This is a genomic window from [Flexibacter] sp. ATCC 35103 (assembly GCF_001975985.1).
Classification (GTDB): Bacteria; Bacteroidota; Bacteroidia; order Flavobacteriales; family Flavobacteriaceae; genus Flavobacterium.
Window position 1 is genome coordinate 308724 of the sequence record NZ_MTQF01000003.1, and the last position, 20874, is coordinate 329597.

Consider the following 20874-nt stretch of genomic DNA (forward strand, 5'->3'; position numbering starts at 1 on the left):
ACATACAACTTTTTACTTTATGCTCACTTTACTTGGTATGGTGAGCATTTGTGTGGGACAAAATAAAGTTTTGAGTTCTATCGAAAATTCTATTGCAGAAGGCAAATCAAAAGAAGCATTAAAGCAACTTTCTTTACTAAGTACAACTGCTTTTTCACCAGAAGATTTAGGGTATTATTATTTTCTTACAGCAAAAAGTTATAGTAAAGAAAACAATGATGTAAAGGCAATTGAAAATTATTTAATTGCTAAAAAACAATATTTAAAAGCTAATGTTGTAGAAAAAGCAATGGAAATTAACCTTAATATTGCTTCATTATTAGTTAGTTATAAAGACAATACGCAAAAGCACCAATTCTATCTCAAAGAATATATGGATTATGCTTTTTCAACTAAAGATAATGCTAAAATTCTTAAAGGATATGTTCAATTAGCCTCTTTAAAAATCAATAGCAAAGAAGCCAAAGAAAGTCTGTATTATTTTAGAAAAGCAATAGTTTTAAACCACAAAGTAAAGGATAAAAAGCTTGAAAGTAAGATATATAATAATCTTGCGGTACTTTTTAGCGATGTTTTATATAAACCAGATTCCAGTTTGTATTATCTCCGGAAAGATAACTTGCTTTTGCACCAGGAAAAAACACTAAATCCCAATTACATCTGTTATAATTTGATGAATCAGGCTTCTAATTATTCGCAGCTTCATCAGTACGAAAAAGCGATTGATTTATTACTTCAGGCAGATAAAATAAAACTCATCGAATACAACAAAGTCAATAAAGAAAACATCAATAATTTTCTTTATTTAAATTACAAGGATGCTCAAAACCTTAATAAGGCTTTGTATCACTTAGAAATTTCAAATAAATATCATGATTCGTTAAATACAGAACAGCAAAATATTGCCATTAATAATTTTGATACCAAATATAAAACCAAGGAAAAAGAACTTGAGAACCTGGAGTTAAAAACAAACATCAAAAAAAACAAGGTTGTTTTGTATTTGATGATAAGTGTTTTGATTATTGTTTTGGTAATCAGTATTCTAGTCTACAAGAATATTGCAAAAAAGAAAAAAATTGCGGAACAGGAAAAACTTATTGAGATACAAAAAACAGAAAAAATACTCAAAGATCAGGAACTTAACGATATTGATCTAATGCTTGAAAGCCAGGAAAAAGAACGACAAAATATCGCCAACGAATTGCATGATAATTTGGGTAGTATGCTGGCAACGCTAAAATTAAATTTCCAAAATCTAAAGCGTCACAACGAAATAGCTAATCAACAAGAAAATCAACTTTATGATAAAACCGATGCTTTACTTGAAGAGGCGTATCAAAAGGTACGGAATATTGCACATCTTAAAAATTTAGGCATTATTGGCAGCGAAGGATTGCTGGTTGCTGTTAATAAAATGGCCGAGAAAATGAGTGTTTTAGAGCATTTAACCATAAATGTTATTCCGTTTGAGCTTACAGAAAGATTAGAAAACACGATAGAAGTTGCTTTATTTCGGATGATTCAGGAACTGTGCACAAACATTATAAAACATTCTGAAGCAACCGAAGTCAATATTTACTTAACCCAGGGCACATCAAAGGAAATTAATATTATTATTGAAGATAACGGAAAAGGATTTGATCCTAAAATGGTGGTAAGCAAATCCGGAATTGGGCTCAAAAATATGGAGAAAAAAGTAGAACAAATGGGCGGAACATTTACCATAGATTCAATTTTGACCAAAGGAACTACCATCATTATAGATTTGCCATTATGATAACGATAATCATTGCCGAAGATCATCAGTCGCTTATAGACGGTATCAAACTTTCTTTAGAATTTGAAGATGATATTGCCGTTGTAGGTGAAGCCAACGACGGAGAAGAGCTGATACAACTGGTTCGTAAAAAAAGGCCACAAATTGTTATTACAGATATCCGAATGCCAAAATGTGACGGAATTTGTGCCACTAAAATTATTAAGAGCGAATTTCCAGAAATCAAGATCATTGCTTTTAGCATGTTTGATCAGGCAGAAGCTATCCAGCAAATGAAACAAGCGGGAGCATCAGGCTATATTATGAAAAATTCCCCGCTCAGGAAATTAATTGAAGCAATTAGAGCCGTTATAAGCAACGAAACTTTTTTTGACGACGCAATTATCGTCAAAGACGAAATAACTAAGGAAAATATCCTTTTAAGCAATCGGGAGAAGGCAATCCTGAGACTTATTGGCGAAGGAAAAACATCTAACGAAATTGCCGACGTACTTTTTATAAGCAAAAGCACTGTAGATACGCATCGTAAAAATATCCTCAAAAAAATGAATCTCTACGGCAAAACCGACTTAATACGTTTTGCAGTAGAACGCAAGTATGATTTTTAACTTCATCATACTTTGACCAAAGTAGTTTTAAATTAATCAAAATAGTTTTTAAACCAAAAAATCCCCATTTGTAGGGATTTTTTTATGCGCTGTAATTTCGAATTTTGGTTTAATAATCAACCAGTTAGCCGAAAATGGGAATTAGAGTAGGCAAACCAAAAATATAGAAATTATGAAAACAAAAATTACATTAATTCTGATATTAATTTGTGCCTATTCACTAAACGCACAAACTGTAGGAACACTTATTGTTGGAGCAAAAACGCTTGACAACACCGTTAATGGTGCCATTGAAAAAGCAGATAATGTTTTATCTGACCAACAAAGAACAGTTTATATTAATTTATTAAACTACACATCATATTTAAATGGCGTAATTAAATCCCTTGGAGATGATTTGGATAGAAATTTGACGCAAAAGGAGCTAGCAATACTTAATGATGTCAATACAATAAATGAAAAACTTGAGGGCTCAATAGGGGATTTAATTAATGGACTTGAGGATGGGACAACAATTATTGAAAATGCATCAACTAGAATTATTGGTTCTGACAAGTATCCTAGTCCAACATTTTTTAAAATACCAATGCTTACAGCCTCCCAAAATAAAAATATTGTAATTGATGTAAAAGGAGTACGACTTAATAATAGTCAAAATTATATAGTTTTTGCAGGAAAAAAGATTCCTGTAACCTCAATAAGTAGCGATAAGTTGATTTCATTTACAGTGCCATTAACTGAAGATGATTTATTTTCTCCTGATTCAACAAACATTTTTAAATTATTCTTGTTTGAGAAAAGGTTTATAGGTAAAGATAAAGTGCATAAATATAGTCCTCGATTTATTGTTGTTCCAAAAAACTTAGCAACAGTGAAAGCCTTTTACAAAGTTCATTATGAAGTTAAGGAAGAAAGTAATGGACAGACAGATATAGTTCACGCAACATCAGGTAGTAACAAAACAAAAGATGTTGTAAAGCAATTTAATGTTCACAATTCTTCTGCTGAAGGATGGAAAATAGACAAAACTTCAATTAAATGTTGGAAAGAAAGTGGAAGTGGAGATAAACATGGCTATGCTGGACCTTATCAAAATTCAATGACAGATGTTTCATTTGTTGCTAAAGCTTTTGCTAAAGATGGCAAAGCAACTTGTCGTTGTAATTGGAATGAATATAGAATGGTATCTAAGTATTCTATTGAAACATCGGAAGTAAAAATTCATTTTAATCAGCAAGAAGTAATCTCTCTTCCGGATAATATGGTTAGTTTAGTTAGAACTGAAGCTCAGTATTATGATGGTTCAATTTTTAAATCAGCAAGTCCTTATTTTAAAAACAATCATATTGAATTTAATTTTAGACAATTAGAAAAACTTTTTGAAGTGAAATTTACAGCAAACTGAATTCAGTAGTATTTAAATAATTAGGATTAGTAATTAAAATATTAAAACGGCTATAAAGAATTTTTATAGCCGTTTTTTTGAGAGAATTTACGTATATTTTATATCTTTGCTGATCCTAAAATAAATTCTCAGATTTGTTTTAGAAATCTATTTTTCGCCGCCATTTAACTCTATTTCAATTCATGTCAGATCAAGATTTATTTTATTTATTAGCCTTATTAAAAGTGGATGGAGTTGGGGATATAATGGCAAAAAAATTACTGACACATTTTGGTAATGCTGAGGCTATTTTTAAAACTAAAATGAATCAAATTGCTGCTATTGATGGAGTTGGAACAGTTTTATTAAGGAATTTAAAGGATAAAAGGGTTTTTGAAAAGGCAAATCAGGAACTTGAATTCATAAAATCGAACAACATAAAAGTATCTTTTTTTAAAGATGAAGATTATCCTGAACGTCTCAAACATTGTATAGATTCTCCGGTTTTAATTTTTTCTTCGGGGAATATAAGTTTAAAGAGCAAGAAGATAATCAGTATTGTGGGAACTCGGCAGATAACAGGTTATGGAGCAGAATTTTGCAAGAAATTAATTGAAGATCTTGCGCCGCTTGATCCTGTAATTGTAAGCGGTTTTGCTTATGGTGTTGATATCGTTGCGCATCAATTAGCGATGGAATATAACTTACAGACCATTGGTGTTTTGGCACATGGATTAAACCAAATCTATCCAAAATTACACAAAAAATATGTGGCAAAAATAGAGGAAAATGGTGGGTTTATTACAGAGTTTTGGAGTTCGTCTAATCCGGATAAAGAAAATTTTGTACGCAGAAATCGTATTGTCGCCGGCATGACCGAAGCTACAATCGTAATAGAATCAGCTGATCGGGGAGGATCGCTAATTACAGCAAATTTAGCAAACGATTACAATCGGGATGTTTTTGCTGTTCCGGGCCGTGTTAGTGATAAGTACAGTCAGGGGTGCAATAATTTAATTAAAACACAAAAAGCAAATGTACTTACGAGTGCGGCAGATTTAGTTTATATATTGAATTGGGATATTGAAAATAAAGCCAAACCGGTTCAGAAACAGTTATTTGTAGAATTAGAGGAAGAGGAACAAAAGCTTTACGATTTTCTATTAAAAAATGGGAAGGAATTATTAGATACTATTGCTTTAAAATGCGATTTCCCAATTTATAAAATCTCAGGTATGTTGTTGAATATGGAATTAAAAGGTGTGATTAGACCTTTGCCGGGGAAATTGTTTGAAGCTATTTAAGATAAAAAATGCCACGAATTGCACAAATGTTCAGGGACTAGTCTATGTAAATTTGTGCAATTTGCGGCAATATGTTTTATTTCCCAAAACCAAGTACTTCGCGAACTTTTGCCAGAACACCATCAGCAACAATTGATGCTTTTGCTGCACCTTTTTTTAATAAGGCATCTACTTCGTCAAGGTTATTGATATAGTAATTGTATTTTTCTCTTTCGGTTTTAAATTTTTCTGTAATCAATTCAAATAAAGCTTGTTTAGCATGACCGTAACCATAATTTCCTCCAAGATAATTGGCTCTCATTTCGGCGATTTGTTCTTCGGTTCCTAACAAAGAATAGATTGCAAAAGCATTACAAGTATCAGGGTTTTTTGGTGCTTCAAGCGGAGTACTATCCGTTTCGATACTCATAACCTGTTTGCGCAATGTTTTATCGTCAAGGAAAATATTGATAATATTATTGGCCGATTTACTCATTTTTCCACCATTTGTTCCGGGAATCAACATACTGTCTTCCTGAATTTTAGCTTCAGGAATTACAAATGTTTCTCCCATTTGGTGATTAAAACGAGACGCTACATCGCGTGTGATTTCTAAATGCTGCAATTGGTCTTTTCCAACTGGTACAAATTCAGCATCATACAATAAAATATCTGCTGCCATCAACATCGGATAAGTAAAAAGTCCGGCATTAACATCGTCTAAACGATCTGCTTTATCTTTGAAAGAATGTGCTAAAGTCAAACGTTGAAATGGAAAAAAACAACTTAAATACCAAGTCAATTCGGCAGTTTGAACTACATCAGATTGTCTGTAAAAAGTAACTTTATCAGGATTTAAACCACAAGCAAGCCATGCTGCAGCGGTACTATAGGTATTTTCTCTTAATGTTTTTCCGTCTTTAATTTGTGTAATCGAATGTAAATCAGCAATAAACAAATAAGATTCGTTTGCAGGATTATTTGATAATTCGATTGCAGGAATAATTGCTCCTAATAAATTGCCTAAGTGTGGAGTTCCAGTACTCTGAACACCAGTAAGTATTTTTGCCATTCTCGTTTTTTCTTAACCGCAAATTTCGTTTTTTTACCCCAAAGTGCATAAGGTTTTTTATGCAAAGTTTATTTTGAGGTTTTTTTACCGTAAAGTTCACAAAGTTTTTTCGCAAAGATCACCAAGCTTTTAGAAGATTTTTCAAGTTCTCTAAGCTTTATCTATAGGTTATTTACGACTCTTCTAATACCGTTTTTTAGTAAAACTTCATTAAAATTTATCAGTAACCCTAGTTTGTATTTACCAATTTTTAAATAAGTTAAAGTTTGAGCTAAATGATTTACAGTTAGTGATTCTACACTTTTTATTTCGATTATGAATTTATTTTCAACCAGTAAATCAATCCGATATGCACAATCAAGTTGAACTTCTTCGAAAATTAAAGGCATAGACTTCTCTTTTTCAACAATAAGTCCACGTTGTTTAATTTTATAATATAAACATTCTTGATAAGCATTCTCCAATAAACCTGGTCCTAGCACTTTATGAATTTCAATTGCGAGCCCAATTATAATATTTGATATTTCGTTTTCTGTCATAATTTAAAAACATCAAATTTAATAAATATTTTCTTATGTTAATATTTATGTTTTACAGAAAAGCGCGCAAAGTTTTTTCGTAAATATTAAAGATTGTACACATAGCTTTGTGATCTTATCCATTACAATTATAGATATTTCACTACTTCTTTACTTTGCGAAAAAACTTTGCGCGCTTTGCGGTAAAAAGCATCCCTATAATTTTTTATATAGTAAATTCTTTTTGTAAAATTCATTTCTGTTTTCTTACATTTGAAACCATGAAAGGAATTAAAATTGTTTTTTGGGTTTTATGGCGCATTTGGTTTTACATTTTGATGGCCATTCCAATATTGATTATGCTGCCGTTTTTACTGATTTCTATTATATCAGAAAGCGGATATCCCTATTTTTTTAAAATGGCCCGCATTTGGGCTAAATTCATTCTTTTCGGGATGGGTTTTTATTATAAAGTCGAGCGTGAACAAAAACTGATTAAAAATAAGAGCTACATGATCGTGGCAAATCATACTTCGATGACAGATATTATGCTGATGTTGGCTGTCGTTAGAAATCCATTTGTTTTTGTTGGAAAAAAAGAACTTTCAAAAATTCCTTTGTTTGGTTTTTTCTATAAACGTACGTGTATTTTGGTAGACAGAAATTCGTCCAGAAGTAAAAATGAAGTTTTTAAAAGAGCACAAGACAGACTTAATCAAGGACTTAGTATTTGTATTTTCCCTGAAGGCGGAGTTCCGGATGATGAAACTATTTTATTAGATGAGTTTAAAGATGGAGCTTTTCGTTTAGCAATCGAACATCAAATTCCAATTGTACCCATTGTTTTCGCAGATAACAAGGAACGATTCTCTTATACTTTTTTAAGTGGAAGTCCTGGAAAAATGAGAGGAAAAATTCTTCCTTTTGTGGAAACCGAAGGATTAACAAGCGAGAATAGAAAAACGCTTAGGGATGAGGTAAGACAATTGATTTATAAGGGGTTGCTTGAATTTAAGAAGAAGAAAGAGGAAAGAATATAGAAGAAAGAGGAAAGAATATAGAAGAAAGAGTATAGAATATAGAAGAAAGAGTATAGAAGAAAGAGAATAGATAAAATAGAAAAAACCCGATAACTATTAAAGTTATCGGGTTTTCTTTTGAATTAAAATCCCCATTTTATATTCAAAATACTATCGATGAATTATTTTTTCTGAAATAAAACGCAATACTTTTTTAAATTTCAATTTGGTTTTTCTACGGTTTTTATTGTACAACACTTCTATTTTCTCTTTCATGGTTTCAAAAAATTAAGGATTGATAATAAAGAGCTTATCTTAAACTCAGTTAACGTCACAATATAATAGAGAGTAAAAAATAAAAAAGGTTGCGTGAGTAATGAAACTTTTTTCAATAATAATAAAAACCCGTTAACACCAAACAGTTAACGGGTTTTATCGAACAAACAACCAAATTTATTCTGAAAAAAAGTTCAATGTTGGTATTATGGCCTAATACCTAATCAAATCTTATGTCTGTTTACTAGATGAACTTATTATAAAATGGTTGCGTCATTTTTATTCTTTTTTTGAAATAAAAAACCCGACAAGCTTTTAAAAGTTTGTCGGGTTTGTATAAAGTCTTAATAATTAAGTCTTTTGTATTTTTTAAGCGTTTGCTAATTCTTTAATATGCGCTTTAATTTTTATTTCTAATTCATCTGCTAATTCCGGATTATCTTTAATCAAAGATTTTACAGCATCACGACCTTGTCCTAATTTTGTATCTCCGTAGCTAAACCATGATCCTGCTTTTTTAACGATTTCAAATTCAACCGCTAAGTCAAGAATTTCTCCAGTTTTAGAAACTCCTTCTCCGTACATGATATCAAATTCAGCAGTTTTAAAAGGTGGTGCAACTTTATTTTTTACCACTTTTACTTTTGTTCTGTTTCCAATTACGTTTTCACCATCTTTAATTTGAGAGGAACGACGAATGTCTAAACGTACTGAAGCATAGAATTTTAAGGCATTACCACCAGTTGTAGTTTCAGGATTACCAAACATAACTCCAATTTTCTCTCTCAACTGGTTGATGAAGAATACTGTACAATTTGTTTTACTGATAGTTCCGGTTAGTTTTCTCAAAGCCTGAGACATCAAACGTGCGTGAAGACCCATTTTAGAATCTCCCATTTCACCTTCGATTTCACTTTTTGGAGTCAATGCAGCAACCGAGTCAATTACCACAATATCAATTGCTCCTGAACGAATAAGGTTCTCTGCAATTTCTAAAGCTTGTTCTCCGTTGTCTGGTTGAGATATGATCAGGTTTTCGATATCTACGCCTAATTTCTCCGCATAATTTCTATCAAAAGCGTGCTCAGCATCTATAAACGCAGCAATTCCGCCTGCTTTTTGAGCTTCTGCAATTGCGTGTAAAGTCAAGGTTGTTTTACCAGAAGATTCTGGTCCGTATATTTCGATAATTCTACCTTTTGGGTAACCGTTTACTCCCAGGGCTAAATCTACACCAAGAGAACCTGAAGAAATAGTTTCAACTTCTACAATGGCTTTATCGCCCATTTTCATTACGGTACCTTTTCCGTAAGTTTTATCTAGTTTGTCAAGCGTAAGTTGTAGCGCTTTTAATTTGGCATCTTTTTCTGAACTCATCTTTTCTTTCTCTTTTTCTTTTTCTTTCATCTAAGTTTTATATTTTTTTTCTTTATCAAAAATAAATCGTAAAATAAATAACTTCTTGATTTAGATTTGTATGGGCTTATAATTTGTAAAAATACTTCTTTTTTTTGGAGTTTGATTTCACCTGATTGTTCCAAATTGTATCAAATTTGATACTACAAAAACAAAGCCTTTAATTCTGTGGCTTCAGAAGGTTTTATTTTCCCTGCCAATAGTAAACTCAATTGTTTACGACGCAATGCAGCATCAAATCGTTGTACTTCAAGGTCAGTTTGTGGGGCAATTGGCGGAACTTCTACTGGTCTTCCGCTATCATCCACTGCAACAAAAGTATAAATGGCTTCGTTGGCTTTGGTTCTGCTTCCGGATTCACGGTCTTCTACCCAAACATCGATGAAAACTTCCATAGAACTTTTAAAAGATCTGGAAACCTTTGCTTCTATTGTGACTACGGCTCCCAGGGGAATAGCCCTGTTGAAAGCAACGTGATTTACAGATGCCGTAACTACAATTCGGCGTGAATGTCTGCGGGCGGCAATACTTGCTGCGCGATCCATACGGGCTAATAATTCGCCGCCAAAAAGGTTGTTTAAAGGATTTGTTTCGCTCGGTAAAACTAAATCGGTTAAAATAGTCAGAGATTCTGAAGGATGTTTTGGACTCATTTTTTTAATGTAAAATTTTGTTTTTTACTCGCTAAGCGAGCATTTTTTTTGCCACAGATTAAAATGATTTCAATGATTTTTTAAATCTTTTTAATTTGTGAAATCAGTGGCTTATTTTTAATTCAGCCAGTAAACAGCCATGACAGCTGGAATAAAATAGATAACGATGGTTCTTGCGCCGTCATAATCTTTGGCTAATCTTTGCCCAAAAAGCATCATTAATAAACTGATGCAGGAAAAAATAGCTCCATAAAAACCAAATTCACGGCCACTGTTTGTGAGTAATTGTATGGCACCTACAACACATAAAATTCCGGAAATTAATTCGAGAATTAAAAGATGTAAAAGTGCAAGCGGTACTTGGTTTTTTAAGGGTGTTTTAGCAAAATGGCCTTTGAGCCAATCGACATTATCTTTCCAGTAAAAGATTTTTTCATATCCTGATTGCAAGAATGTTAACGCTAAAAATGCTAATAGTAAAATGGAGGCAACATTGTTATTCATTTGAAACTATTTTTTATGAATTAAACGAGTAAGTTTTATAGATAAATCTGTCAAAATTATTTTTGCATTTCCATTTCTTTCAATGTGATACATGGCATCTGAAAGTTCTTTGAAAATTTCGTGAATGTTATTTCCGTTCACAAAAGGGGCAAAATTTTCAAGTTTAAATTTTTCGACTTTAGGTTCAATATAAACCAAAGTTGGAGCCTCATAATTGAGTAAAAGTGCCTGACGAAACATTTCGATACAAAACTGAATAAATTTTTTCTGGCTTTCACGCCCAAGAGAAGCAATTTCTTCACTCCAGGAAATTAAATCCTGAATTGCAGCCGCATTTCCTTTTGCTCTAAAGGCAGCGCGAACCCAATTGACAAACCATTGTTCAAAAGGATATTCAGAGTCATCTTCTTTCAATAATGAAATCGCTTTGTTGAAATTTCCTTGTGCCTGATGTGCGATTTTAAAAGCAGATTTTTCATCGATATTCTCTTTTGAAATTAATGCTTCGGCAATGACCTTTTCCGGTAATCCGTTAAAGTGAATTACCTGACAACGAGAACGTATCGTTTGTATTATGTCTTCTTCATTTTCAGAAATCAGAATAAAAATAGTTTTATCCGAAGGCTCTTCCAGAAGTTTTAATAACTTATTCGAGGCGGCAATATTCATCTTATCGACCATCCAGATAATCATGATTTTGTAACCGCCTTCGTATGCTTTTAACGAAAGTGATTTTAAAACTTCGGTAGCATCTTCTACACGAATTTCTCCCTGTTTATTTTGAACACCTAAAACTTTGTACCAGTCAAATAAACCCCCGTAAGGCATTTCCTGAATAAAAGTACGCCAATCCTGAATAAAGTCTAAACTTTTTGGTTTGGTTTTTACGTCTTCGGTAGTGACTGTTGGGTAGATAAAATGTAAATCCGGATGCGAAATGTTTTGAAACTTCAAATTGCAGGAATCATTTCCGTTTGAGTTTTCGTTTCCTGTATTGTTACATAAAATATATTGCGCGTAAGCAATTGCAGTTGATAATGTACCACTTCCTTCTGGCCCAATGAATAATTGTGCGTGCGGAATTCTTCCGGAAGATGCACTTTTTATCAAGTGACTTTTGATGTAATCTTGACCTAAAATTTGAGAAAATTGCATGAAGCAAAGATAGAAGAAAATGATGTAGTCAAAAATTTTAGACAGAAAGTTTATCGCTTGCTTTTTATTTATGCCGAAATAAAAAGTTTTTATTTTTTAGAGTTTATTAACCAACTTTTGTTAATAACAATGATAAATGGAGTAGATATGGGTGTTTTTTAGTGAAATTTTTTTTCTAAAACTTACGAAAAGTAAGTTTTTTTTGGTTATTTTTTATCGAAAATCATTTTTTTTTATAGTTAATATCTTACGGTTTAGGTTTTAACAAATTTAACAAAAACCTCGTTAAAACGCACATTTTCTCGACATAACGCTGATTTTTAAGCTTTTTTTAAGCTTTTTTTTTGAAAAAAGAAATCAATAAAGTTGCAATTTAAGTTAATTTATATATTTTTGTTTTCATCAACAACCATTTATAAAAAGAATCTATGAAAGGGAAAATTATTTTATTAAGCGCACTTTTTTTCATGACAACCGGAGCTATTTCGGCTCAGGCAAAAAATGCTCCAAGAAGTATTATTAGTACAACAGCTCTTATCCGTAAATACCATGATCAAAAAGAATTAAGTGGTATGCAAAAGGGAGAACTTTTAGAATTATACATTGAGCGTATTAAAGTTTTGGTAAAAACACTTCCTTACATAGCTTTGGTTACTAAACCTGGTGTTACGATGGCAGATTTAGGTATTCCGGACGACAGTGAACACAAAAAAGTATTAGATGCTCAGGCTGTTGGTACTACAACTTTCTTGGATACTACAGTAGAATTTCAAAGAAAAATGATGCCATATTCTGATAAAGGAAACTTAATCGCTGCAATTTTATTTTACGAAAGCACATTGAAATCTTTACATGAGTTCAACGAATTGAACGAAATGTAATAAATATTTATATTTTTTAAAACCTTTTTTGAAGTGTTTACGTAGATGAGTTAAATTTTTTGCGTCATTTTGAGAAAAGAGATAAAAAAACAACTCGTTCTCGATGTGTTCTGAAAAAAAAAATTCAGAAAACCCGAGATGAGTTTTTTCATTTACGCATACGCATACCCAAATTTATTATTAACCGTAATACCCCCTTATCATGAAAAAAATTACTCAAATGATCTGTGTTCTTTTGACTGTTACTGCTATGAGTGCTCAGCAAGAGAAAGGAATTATGGGCTACAACAATTGGTTGAACAACTGGACCGAATTTAAGCCTAACAAAGTAGAGTATGGAGAAGCAAACCAAATTTTAGCAGGAAACATTTCTGTTAATACTAAATTGCTGAAGAGGAATATTTATGTTTTACAAGGCAATGTTTATGTAACCAACAATGCTGTTTTGACTATTGAGCCAGGAACTTTGATTATTGGTGATTTTGAAACAAAAGGTGCTTTGGTAGTTACAAAAGGTGCACAACTTATTGCAGATGGTTTAGAAACTGATCCAATTGTATTTACTTCTAACCGCAGCCAGAAAAAAGCTGGTGACTGGGGTGGAGTTGTAATTCTTGGTGATGCTCCAATAAACAAATTTGGAAACGTAGGTTCTTACAACATGGATCTTGATCCTACTTTGACAACTTATGGTGGTGATAATGTAGCTTCTAATTCAGGAGTTTTAAGATTTGTTAGAATCGAATTTGCAGGAAAAAAAGTAAAAGGTGTTGATACTTTCAACGGTTTAACTCTTGCAGGTGTTGGAAACAAAACAGTTCTTGAAAACGTAATGGTAAGCTATGCCGGAGGAGACTCATTTGGTTTATTAGGAGGTGATGTAAATGTTACAAAATTTGTTTCTTATAAATCAATAAACGACGATTTTAAATTCTCTCAGGGTGTTCAATGTCGTTTCTATAACTCATTAGCGGTTAGATCTTCTTATTTCTCTAGTACTAAAGACGGATCTCGTTGTATGGAAGTAAAATCATACGAAAAGAAAAGTGAAACTGATTTTACCAAAAAACAGACTTTAGTAGTTGCAACTAATATTACAATGCTTAATGACAGTGAAAACATTAAAGCTGATATTCAGGCAGGTTTAGTAAAAGAAGCCGTGTATGTGGCTGAAAATGCTTCTCTTGAAATGAAAAGAAGTGTAATCTCTGGATTTAATCCTGCAGTATTATTAGACAGCAAAACAGAAATCAATGATGCCAACCTTAAAAAAATCAAATTTGAGGAAATGTATTTCAACTTATGTAACGGAAATATCTTTACAGAATACAATTCTAACAATGAAGATTTAGAAAGCTGGTATGGAAACAGTGTATTCTTTAACGTATACTCTCAAAGTGACAATAAAGAAACATTTATTGATATTTTCAATGCTAAAAAACCTGATTTCAGACTTCAATTAGGTAAAATCACAGCCTCAAGCGGAAATAGATAAATAGATTTAGATTTTTATTTTAAAGCGTAAATTTTATTAATAAAGTCCCCAGACACAATTTATGTACTCGTCTTAAAACGGACCAAATAAAGATCAAGACATAATGGCTCAATCTAGAAAAAAATATTTTTTATATATAATATTTTTGGTTTCACCTATTACGTTAAGTCTATATGCACAAAGTTCATTAGAAAGACCTACGGCTTCTATTGATGCTATTTGCAGCCTGACTGCGGCTACAAACCAAAAAAATGATAGTGCTGATACAACAATCGGCAAATTAGATAATTCTAATCAGTTTATAGTAGGGCCATCTATCCCCAAAGATGGCCTTGTTATGGCACTTGATGCGAATAAAGGAGACAACTCAAACTGTGAAGAAAAACCTTTTATAGCAGCTTTTTATTCTGTTCTCGCAAAGGACATTATTGAGAACTATAAGTATGATTTTTCAGAAACATTTATTGATATTTTGTTTTTTGAGAATATAGATTTGGCCAGAAAACGCACTATATGATTAAAAAAACTACTCTATCTTTAACTAAATGCTTTCTGTTTTTGAGTATTCTTTTTGTTGTTAATTCAAAAATACAAGCACAAACTATTGTACCACAAACACTTGATGGTCTGGAGAAGTTATGCGCGGGTAATAATTTCAATGAATTTTATGCAACATTTAGTTATATAGATTTTCCTGCAGGAACTACTTTTGTGATTGAACTTTCAAACAGTCAGGGTAGTTATGCAACTCCTATTGCTACAACGAAACTTCTGGCAACAGATCTTTCTTCTACTTCACAAACTATAAAATTTGCTGTACCAACTACTATAGTTGGTGCAGACACTTATAGTTTTAGGGTTAAGAGTTCTTTAGCAGGTGCTCCAGCCAGTACCAGCTTTAAAAATACTTTAGGTAATACCTCTTTCCCTATATATTTTAAGGATTTCGAAGGCTCTTTTTTCATTAATAATAAAAATGATGTTGCGTTATTATGTGCAGGTGGAAGCCTGACATTATCTATTAATAACGATACGCCTGATGTGGTAAATTCATCACCGGTAAATTACCCAAAAATTAAGTATAAATGGTATAAAGATGATGTTGCAATTGCTGGACAAAGCTCTAAAGAGTTAGTTGTAAATGCTCCGGGAAAATATTATGCTGAAATTGATTATGGTTTATGTTCTGATGTAAACTTTAGTTCAAATCGTGTTACCGTTAGTACTTCAGGTTCTGGCGGATCTGCAGTTTCAATTACTTCTAGTTTAGGAAATCCTTTTTGTGCAAGTGTTGACGGAACTGTTTTAACAGCAACTCAGGGTAATCATTATGTATGGAAAAAAGATGGCGTTGCATTTGGTGGTGACACCCGTACTGTGACTGCAAAAGATGCCGGAGTTTATACTGTGGCTGTAGATTTTGGAGGTTGTAGTTCTACCGGAACAATTGACCTTAAAAACAACGGTTTTAATGCCAGTATTGATGTAGCTGACGAATTTGAACTTATAGAAGGAGGAACTCAAAATGTTACTATAACAACAGATGCCACAAGTCCAACATTTGAATGGTATTTAAACAATAATCTTATTTCTGGTGCAACAACAGATACTTATGTAGTTACAGCAATTGGTACATATAAAGTAAAAATTTCTCAGGTTTCAGGATGTTTATCTTCTAAAGAATTTAGTTTTAGAGCAAAAGGTGAAGTAGGACCGGCAACTGTTATTCCAAACGTAGTTAGTCTTGCAAATCCATATTGGAACATTCCTGATGCATACAAAACAGCCTCAACTAAAATAATAATTTTAAGTTCAAATGGCGAAATAATGTTTGATGATGTAGGAAGCAATTATGATCCTGAAGTCAATTCGTTTATAAAAGATTTTAAAAATGTAAATCCAGTATATTACTATGTCATTCAATCCGACACAGGTGAAAAAAAAGGATCAATAACTGTGATAAGATAATATGAAGAAAATTTTACTATTCATAACTTTATTTTACGGTTTTTCAAATACACTCTATTCACAGACAGCTTCTGAGGATGGAGTTGTTTCGTTTTCGTTACCTATCAGAAATTCGTTAAAGTTTAATAGATATTTAATTAACCCTGCATTCAGTTTTGTTCGCGAAACAAATGCTTATGCAAGTTTTTATAATAAAAGACAATGGGTGCAATTTGAGAATGCACCAAATACTTACTTAGCCAATTATTCCGGACGTTTTAGAGAAAATGAAGCATTTGCTTTTGGCTTATTCCAGCAAAATTATGGTCTGATGACTGTTTTTGGCGGAATAGGAAACTTTGCACATAACATCGTTTTAGAACAGGATAGTAATTTAACTTTTGGTTTAAACGTTGGTGTTTATCAAAGCGGTTTAGACAAAGGAAAACTTATCACTGATGATCCCAATCTTTTAAACGGAGATTATCCTTCACACACTCTACTTACCGTAAATCCGGGGATTAATTACGGAACTGCATTTCTTGATTTTGGAGTATCGGTAAATAACCTGATCCTTTACAATTTTGGTGGTGGTATTGTAAAAGAAGATCCGGAAAGAGCAATCGAACTTCATGCAATGTACACAGGATACATTGATAGTTATGGTTTTTTTGACAGAAGTAAATTTTCAGGAATTGTAAAAACAGAAATCAAACAAGACAAAACAGTTATTTCAGGACTTGCCATGATCGCTATTCCGCAAGGAGTTTGGGCGCAGGCAGGATACAATACTTTATATGGTGTTTCAGCAGGACTTGGTGTTAATATAACTCCAAGTATTGCTATTGAATATAACTATGAAAGAGGAATGGGTAATTTCACTAACATGGGAGGTTCTCATGAATTTGCAATTGCTTATAAATTCAAAAACAAAAACTATTATTATGGTGATGATGAAGAAGGTGCATTACTAGATCCGTCTAAGCCAAAAGCTGTAATTGCGAAACCATCGAGCGCTACAACAGCAGCCAGAGCTGATGGTGTAGAAAAAGCAAGACTGGCAGCAGAAGCTAAAGCCAAAGCAGATGCCGAAGCGAAAGCAGCAAGACTTGCCGCTTCAGAAAAAGTAAAAGCAGATGCTGAAGCCGCTGCAAAAGCAAAATTAGAAGCCGACAATAAAGCGAAAGCAGATGCAGAAGCTATTAAAATAAAATTAGCCGCCGATGCTAAAGCCAAGGCAGATGCCGCTGCTGCAGCAAGAGCACAAACTGCAACTGCAAACAGAGCAGTTGGTACAGAACAAAGAACACAAGCGCAATTGGCTGCAGATAAAGCAAGAGCCGATGCTGAAGCCCGTAGAATAAAATTAGCTGCAGATAATAAAGCAAGAGTAGATGCTGCTGCCGCTGCAAGAGCACAAGCAGCTGCAAATAAACCAGGAGCTACTGCTGCACAAAAAACACAAGCACAATTAGCAGCTGATAAAGCAAAAGCTGATGCCGAAGCAATGAAATTGAAATTAGCTGCAGACGCAAAAGCGAAAGCAGATGCTGAGGCTGCTGCAAAAGCAAAAGCGGCAGAAAATGCAACACCTCAAAAAACACCAGCTCAACTAGCGGCTGATAAAGCAAAAGCCGATGCCGAAGCATTGAAATTGAAATTAGCTGCAGACGCGAAAGCGAAAGCCGATGCTGAAGCTACAAAAGCTAAAGTTGCTGAAAGTGCAACACCTCAAAAAACACCAGCACAATTAGCTGCTGAAAAAGCGAAAGCCGATGCTGAAGCTGCTGCAAAAGCAAAATTAGCTGCAGATGCTAAAGCCAAAGCTGATGCCGAAGCACTTCAGGCAAAATTAGTGGCTGATGCAAAAGCTAAAGCTGATGCTGCAGAAGCAAAACGTAAAGCAGATGCAAAAGCAAAAGCAGAAGCCGCAGACTTACAATCTATTTTAGCTGCAGATGCAAAAGCAAAAGCAGATTCAGATGCTTATCAGGCAAGATTAGCTGCTGAAGCGAAAATTGCTGCTGCTGCAACTGCAAAAACAAAAGCAAATATTGATGCTGCCAACAAAGCAAAATTAGCTGCTGCAGCAAAAGAGAAAGCTGCTGAAGAGGCTGCATTAAAAGAAAAATTAGCTGCCGATGCAAAAGCAAAAGCTGATGCAGAAGCAAGAGAAGCAAGAATCGCTGCTGAAGCAAAAGCCAAAGCTGATGCCGAAGCTCTTAAAATAAAACTAGTTGCAGATGCAAAAGCGAAAGCAGATGCTGATGCACTTCAGGCAAAATTAGATGCTGAAGCTAAAGTTAAAGCAGACGCTGATGCATTACAAGCAAAATTAGCCGCTGATGCAAAAGCGAAAGCAGATGCAGAAGCGCTTCAGGCAAAATTAGCTGCCGATGCGAAAGCTAAAGCAGATGCAGAAGCATTACAAGCAAAATTAGCTGCAGATGCAAAAGCGAAAGCAGATGCTGAAGCACAACAAGCGAAATTAGCAGCCGATGCAAAATCTAAAGCAGATGCAGAAGCATTACAAGCAAAATTAGCAGCTGATGCAAAAGCAAAAGCAGACGCGGAAGCTCTTAAAATAAAATTAGCTGCAGATGCAAAAGCGAAAGCAGATGCTGATGCACTTCAGGCAAAATTAGCTGCAGATGCAAAAGCGAAAGCCGATGCAGAAGCACAACAAGCTAAAATAGCTGCTGATGCGAAAGCTAAAGCGGATATGGAAGCATTACAAGCACAACTTCTGGCTGATGCCAAAGTTAAGGCAGATGCTGAAGCAACAGCAAAAGCGAAAGCAGATGCTGAAGCGAAAAAATTACAAGAAGCAGAAGATGCTCGTTTAGCAAAACTAGCTGCAGATGCAAAAGCAAAAGCCGATGCAGAAGCATTACAAGCAAAATTAGCTGCTGATGCGAAAGCAAAAGCAGACGCTGATGCGTTACAAGCAAAATTAGCTGCAGATGCGAAAGCTAAAGCAGACGCTGATGCATTACAAGCAAAACTAGCTGCAGATGCAAAAGCCAAAGCAGATGCTGAAGCATTACAGGCAAAACTAGCTGCTGACGCAAAAGCCAAAGCAGATGCTGAAGCATTGCAAGCAAAATTAGCAGCAGATGCTGAAGCATTACAAGCAAAACTAGCAGCAGATGCAAAAGCGAAAGCAGATGCTGAAGCACAACAAGCAAAATTAGCTGCTGATGCGAAAGCAAAAGCTGATGCAGAAGCACAACAAGCGAAACTAGCAGCTGACGCAAAAGCGAAAGCAGATGCGGCTGCACTTCAGGCTAAATTAGCAGCAGATGCGAAAGCTAAAGCAGACGCTGATGCATTACAAGCAAAACTAGCTGCAGATGCAAAAGCTAAAGCAGATGCTGAAGCATTACAAGCAAAATTAGCTGCTGATGCGAAAGCTAAAGCAGACGCTGATGCGTTACAAGCAAAATTAGCTGCAGATGCTAAAGCCAAAGCAGACGCGGAAGCACAACAAGCAAAATTAGCTGCTGATGCGAAAGCAAAAGCTGATGCAGAAGCACAACAAGCTAAGTTAGCTGCAGACGCAAAAGCTAAAGCAGACGCTGATGCATTAAAAGCAAAACTAGCAGCAGATGCAAAAGCGAAAGCCGATGCCGAAGCACAACAAGCTAAGTTAGCTGCAGATGCAAAAGCGAAAGCAGATGCAGATGCAATTCAGGCAAAACTAGCTGCAGACGCAAAAGCAAAAGCAGATATGGAAGCAGCACAAGCTAAGTTATTGGCTGATCAAAAAGCTAAAGCAGATGCTGAATCTACAGAAAGATTAAAAGCTGAAGAGGAAACAAGACAATTGAGACTGGCAGAAGAAGCACGTGAAGCAAAATTACTAGCTGATGCAAAAGCGAAGGCAGATGCTGAGGCTCTTCAGGCTAAACTGGCTGCAGATGCACTTGCAAAAGCTGCTTCGGCTCCAAAAGATGATACAGCAAAAGCGATAGAAAGTTTGACGGAATCTATTGAAAGTTCAAGTAAAAATCAAAAAGATTTATTATCACAGTTTAATACAACAGTGGCAAATAAACAAAGAGACTTGAATGACTTAAGAGAAGAGAATGATTTAAGCGAAAAAGGAATTTACAGAGAGCCTAAACCATTTAAAAGTGTTGCGGCAGAAAACAGTCAGTTAGAGGCATTAAAAGCACAACTTGCAGAAGCAAACAGAGCTCAAAAAGATGAAATCGATAAGTTGACTAATTTATATAACGAAAGACTTAAAAAAGTTCCTAATAAAAATGACGCTCTGAACAAAGCTTATCTTGAAAAGATAAATCAGTTGAAAGCAGCACAATTAAAAATGGAACAGGATAGTGCTACTTTACTTTCGAATTTAGAACGTATTAAAGCAGAAACTGAGATAGAGAAAAAACGTAGAATCAAACGTGCAGCTTACGAGAATGATCAAGGAAGATATGCGCAGGACGTTGCTGCTCTTAAACGTATAAAAGAAACAACAAAATTGAGTAGTACACCATTAACCGCAAGTGATTTTGATTTTGGTGAAGACCAATCGAATATGCAAATTATCAAGAACATTAAAAATTCTGATAATGGTTATTATTTAATTATTGCCGTTCACAGCAGTGTTGAAAAAAGAGATCAATTCTTAACCAAAGCGGTGGCAGCCGGACGTTCAGATGTTAATTTCTTTTACAATGTGACAACAAGTAAATATTATATCTATTACGAGAAATTCGATGGATTATCTGAAGCAACTAAAGCATTAGAAGCAAAAGGTACTAAGCCATATAACGGGAAAATGGCTATCGTAAAAGTTGAGAATTAATACGTATTAAGATTGAGTCGGTCCTTCTTAAGAAATTAAGAAGGACATAATAATAAATGTTATA

General features: G+C 34.1%; 16 protein-coding genes. 10 read left to right on the forward strand and 6 right to left on the reverse strand.

All coding sequences use genetic code 11. The features are described from left to right. Positions 1-19: 19 nt before the first annotated feature. From BXU01_RS05675 to dprA, 4 genes are all read left to right on the forward strand, one after another. A complete protein-coding gene (locus BXU01_RS05675) occupies positions 20-1780 on the forward strand; it encodes a sensor histidine kinase (protein WP_165689762.1) in 1761 nt (586 codons plus the stop codon). Continuing rightward, positions 1777-2388: a response regulator transcription factor gene (locus BXU01_RS05680; RefSeq protein WP_083692113.1), complete on the forward strand. Its 612-nt coding sequence runs from the start codon at positions 1777-1779 to the stop codon at positions 2386-2388. Before BXU01_RS05675 ends, BXU01_RS05680 begins: the two co-directional genes overlap by 4 nt. Before the next feature lie 172 nt (positions 2389-2560). Continuing rightward, positions 2561-3793 carry a hypothetical protein gene (locus tag BXU01_RS05685; RefSeq protein WP_083692114.1) on the forward strand — a complete coding sequence of 411 codons (1233 nt, stop codon included), beginning with the start codon at positions 2561-2563 and terminating at the stop codon, positions 3791-3793. 182 nt (positions 3794-3975) lie between these two features. Continuing rightward, complete coding sequence (gene dprA / locus BXU01_RS05690) at positions 3976-5076, forward strand: DNA-processing protein DprA (protein ID WP_083692115.1); 1101 nt, start codon at positions 3976-3978, stop codon at positions 5074-5076. A gap of 76 nt (positions 5077-5152) precedes the next feature. Here dprA and trpS read toward each other — a convergent pair whose 3' ends face one another. Both trpS and BXU01_RS05700 read right to left on the reverse strand, forming a co-directional pair. Next, positions 5153-6127 carry a tryptophan--tRNA ligase gene (gene trpS, locus BXU01_RS05695; protein ID WP_083692116.1) on the reverse strand — a complete coding sequence of 325 codons (975 nt, stop codon included), beginning with the start codon at positions 6125-6127 and terminating at the stop codon, positions 5153-5155. Between the two features lie 161 nt (positions 6128-6288). After that, positions 6289-6666 (reverse strand): GxxExxY protein, encoded by a 378-nt coding sequence (locus BXU01_RS05700; RefSeq protein WP_083692117.1) that lies wholly within the window; start codon positions 6664-6666, stop codon positions 6289-6291. A gap of 260 nt (positions 6667-6926) precedes the next feature. Between BXU01_RS05700 and BXU01_RS05705 the strand changes: the two genes are divergently transcribed. Further along, positions 6927-7685 (forward strand): 1-acyl-sn-glycerol-3-phosphate acyltransferase, encoded by a 759-nt coding sequence (locus tag BXU01_RS05705; protein ID WP_083692118.1) that lies wholly within the window; start codon positions 6927-6929, stop codon positions 7683-7685. Between the two features lie 624 nt (positions 7686-8309). On the opposite strand, the gene recA is transcribed toward BXU01_RS05705, so the two are convergent. The 4 genes from recA to BXU01_RS05725 form a co-directional block, all read right to left on the reverse strand. Beyond that, complete coding sequence (gene recA, locus BXU01_RS05710) at positions 8310-9317, reverse strand: recombinase RecA (RefSeq protein ID WP_056248944.1); 1008 nt, start codon at positions 9315-9317, stop codon at positions 8310-8312. A 182-nt stretch (positions 9318-9499) separates the two neighbouring features. Beyond that, positions 9500-10009, reverse strand: a complete 510-nt coding sequence (locus BXU01_RS05715; protein WP_083692119.1) for an acyl-CoA thioesterase — start codon at positions 10007-10009, stop codon at positions 9500-9502. Between the two features lie 117 nt (positions 10010-10126). Beyond that, the gene (locus BXU01_RS05720; RefSeq protein ID WP_055094450.1) at positions 10127-10513 is read right to left on the reverse strand and encodes a DoxX family protein; all 387 of its coding nucleotides are present in this window, start codon (positions 10511-10513) and stop codon (positions 10127-10129) included. A gap of 6 nt (positions 10514-10519) precedes the next feature. Beyond that, on the reverse strand, positions 10520-11668 hold the full coding sequence (locus BXU01_RS05725) for a DNA polymerase III subunit delta' (RefSeq protein ID WP_083692120.1): 1149 nt from the start codon (positions 11666-11668) through the stop codon (positions 10520-10522). Between the two features lie 428 nt (positions 11669-12096). On the opposite strand from BXU01_RS05725, the gene BXU01_RS05730 reads away from it, so the two are divergent. The 5 genes from BXU01_RS05730 (at position 12097) to BXU01_RS05750 (ending at position 20810) form a co-directional block, all read left to right on the forward strand. Further along, a complete protein-coding gene (locus BXU01_RS05730) occupies positions 12097-12549 on the forward strand; it encodes a hypothetical protein (RefSeq protein WP_055094446.1) in 453 nt (150 codons plus the stop codon). Between the two features lie 202 nt (positions 12550-12751). Next, positions 12752-14044: a hypothetical protein gene (locus BXU01_RS05735; RefSeq protein ID WP_083692121.1), complete on the forward strand. Its 1293-nt coding sequence runs from the start codon at positions 12752-12754 to the stop codon at positions 14042-14044. 103 nt (positions 14045-14147) lie between these two features. Beyond that, positions 14148-14561 carry a hypothetical protein gene (locus BXU01_RS05740; protein ID WP_083692122.1) on the forward strand — a complete coding sequence of 138 codons (414 nt, stop codon included), beginning with the start codon at positions 14148-14150 and terminating at the stop codon, positions 14559-14561. A 41-nt stretch (positions 14562-14602) separates the two neighbouring features. Further along, positions 14603-16012: a gliding motility protein SprC gene (gene sprC / locus BXU01_RS05745; RefSeq protein WP_304440572.1), complete on the forward strand. Its 1410-nt coding sequence runs from the start codon at positions 14603-14605 to the stop codon at positions 16010-16012. A 1-nt stretch (position 16013) separates the two neighbouring features. Next, positions 16014-20810: a type IX secretion system membrane protein PorP/SprF gene (locus BXU01_RS05750; RefSeq protein ID WP_083692124.1), complete on the forward strand. Its 4797-nt coding sequence runs from the start codon at positions 16014-16016 to the stop codon at positions 20808-20810. The last annotated feature ends 64 nt before the right edge of the window (positions 20811-20874 follow it).

Excerpts from the sequence above, each read along its gene's own strand:
- BXU01_RS05735 (WP_083692121.1), top strand. The coding sequence starts at position 12,752 with ATGAAAAAAATTACTCAAATGATCTGTGTTCTTTTGACTGTTACTGCT.
- BXU01_RS05750 (WP_083692124.1), top strand. The coding sequence starts at position 16,014 with ATGAAGAAAATTTTACTATTCATAACTTTATTTTACGGTTTTTCAAAT.
- BXU01_RS05730 (WP_055094446.1), top strand. The coding sequence starts at position 12,097 with ATGAAAGGGAAAATTATTTTATTAAGCGCACTTTTTTTCATGACAACC.
- BXU01_RS05740 (WP_083692122.1), top strand. The coding sequence starts at position 14,148 with ATGGCTCAATCTAGAAAAAAATATTTTTTATATATAATATTTTTGGTT.
- BXU01_RS05700 (WP_083692117.1), bottom strand. The coding sequence starts at position 6,666 with ATGACAGAAAACGAAATATCAAATATTATAATTGGGCTCGCAATTGAA.
- dprA (WP_083692115.1), top strand. The coding sequence starts at position 3,976 with ATGTCAGATCAAGATTTATTTTATTTATTAGCCTTATTAAAAGTGGAT.
- BXU01_RS05725 (WP_083692120.1), bottom strand. The coding sequence starts at position 11,668 with ATGCAATTTTCTCAAATTTTAGGTCAAGATTACATCAAAAGTCACTTG.
- BXU01_RS05720 (WP_055094450.1), bottom strand. The coding sequence starts at position 10,513 with ATGAATAACAATGTTGCCTCCATTTTACTATTAGCATTTTTAGCGTTA.
- BXU01_RS05685 (WP_083692114.1), top strand. The coding sequence starts at position 2,561 with ATGAAAACAAAAATTACATTAATTCTGATATTAATTTGTGCCTATTCA.
- BXU01_RS05680 (WP_083692113.1), top strand. The coding sequence starts at position 1,777 with ATGATAACGATAATCATTGCCGAAGATCATCAGTCGCTTATAGACGGT.
- recA (WP_056248944.1), bottom strand. The coding sequence starts at position 9,317 with ATGAGTTCAGAAAAAGATGCCAAATTAAAAGCGCTACAACTTACGCTT.
- BXU01_RS05705 (WP_083692118.1), top strand. The coding sequence starts at position 6,927 with ATGAAAGGAATTAAAATTGTTTTTTGGGTTTTATGGCGCATTTGGTTT.
- trpS (WP_083692116.1), bottom strand. The coding sequence starts at position 6,127 with ATGGCAAAAATACTTACTGGTGTTCAGAGTACTGGAACTCCACACTTA.
- BXU01_RS05675 (WP_165689762.1), top strand. The coding sequence starts at position 20 with ATGCTCACTTTACTTGGTATGGTGAGCATTTGTGTGGGACAAAATAAA.
- BXU01_RS05715 (WP_083692119.1), bottom strand. The coding sequence starts at position 10,009 with ATGAGTCCAAAACATCCTTCAGAATCTCTGACTATTTTAACCGATTTA.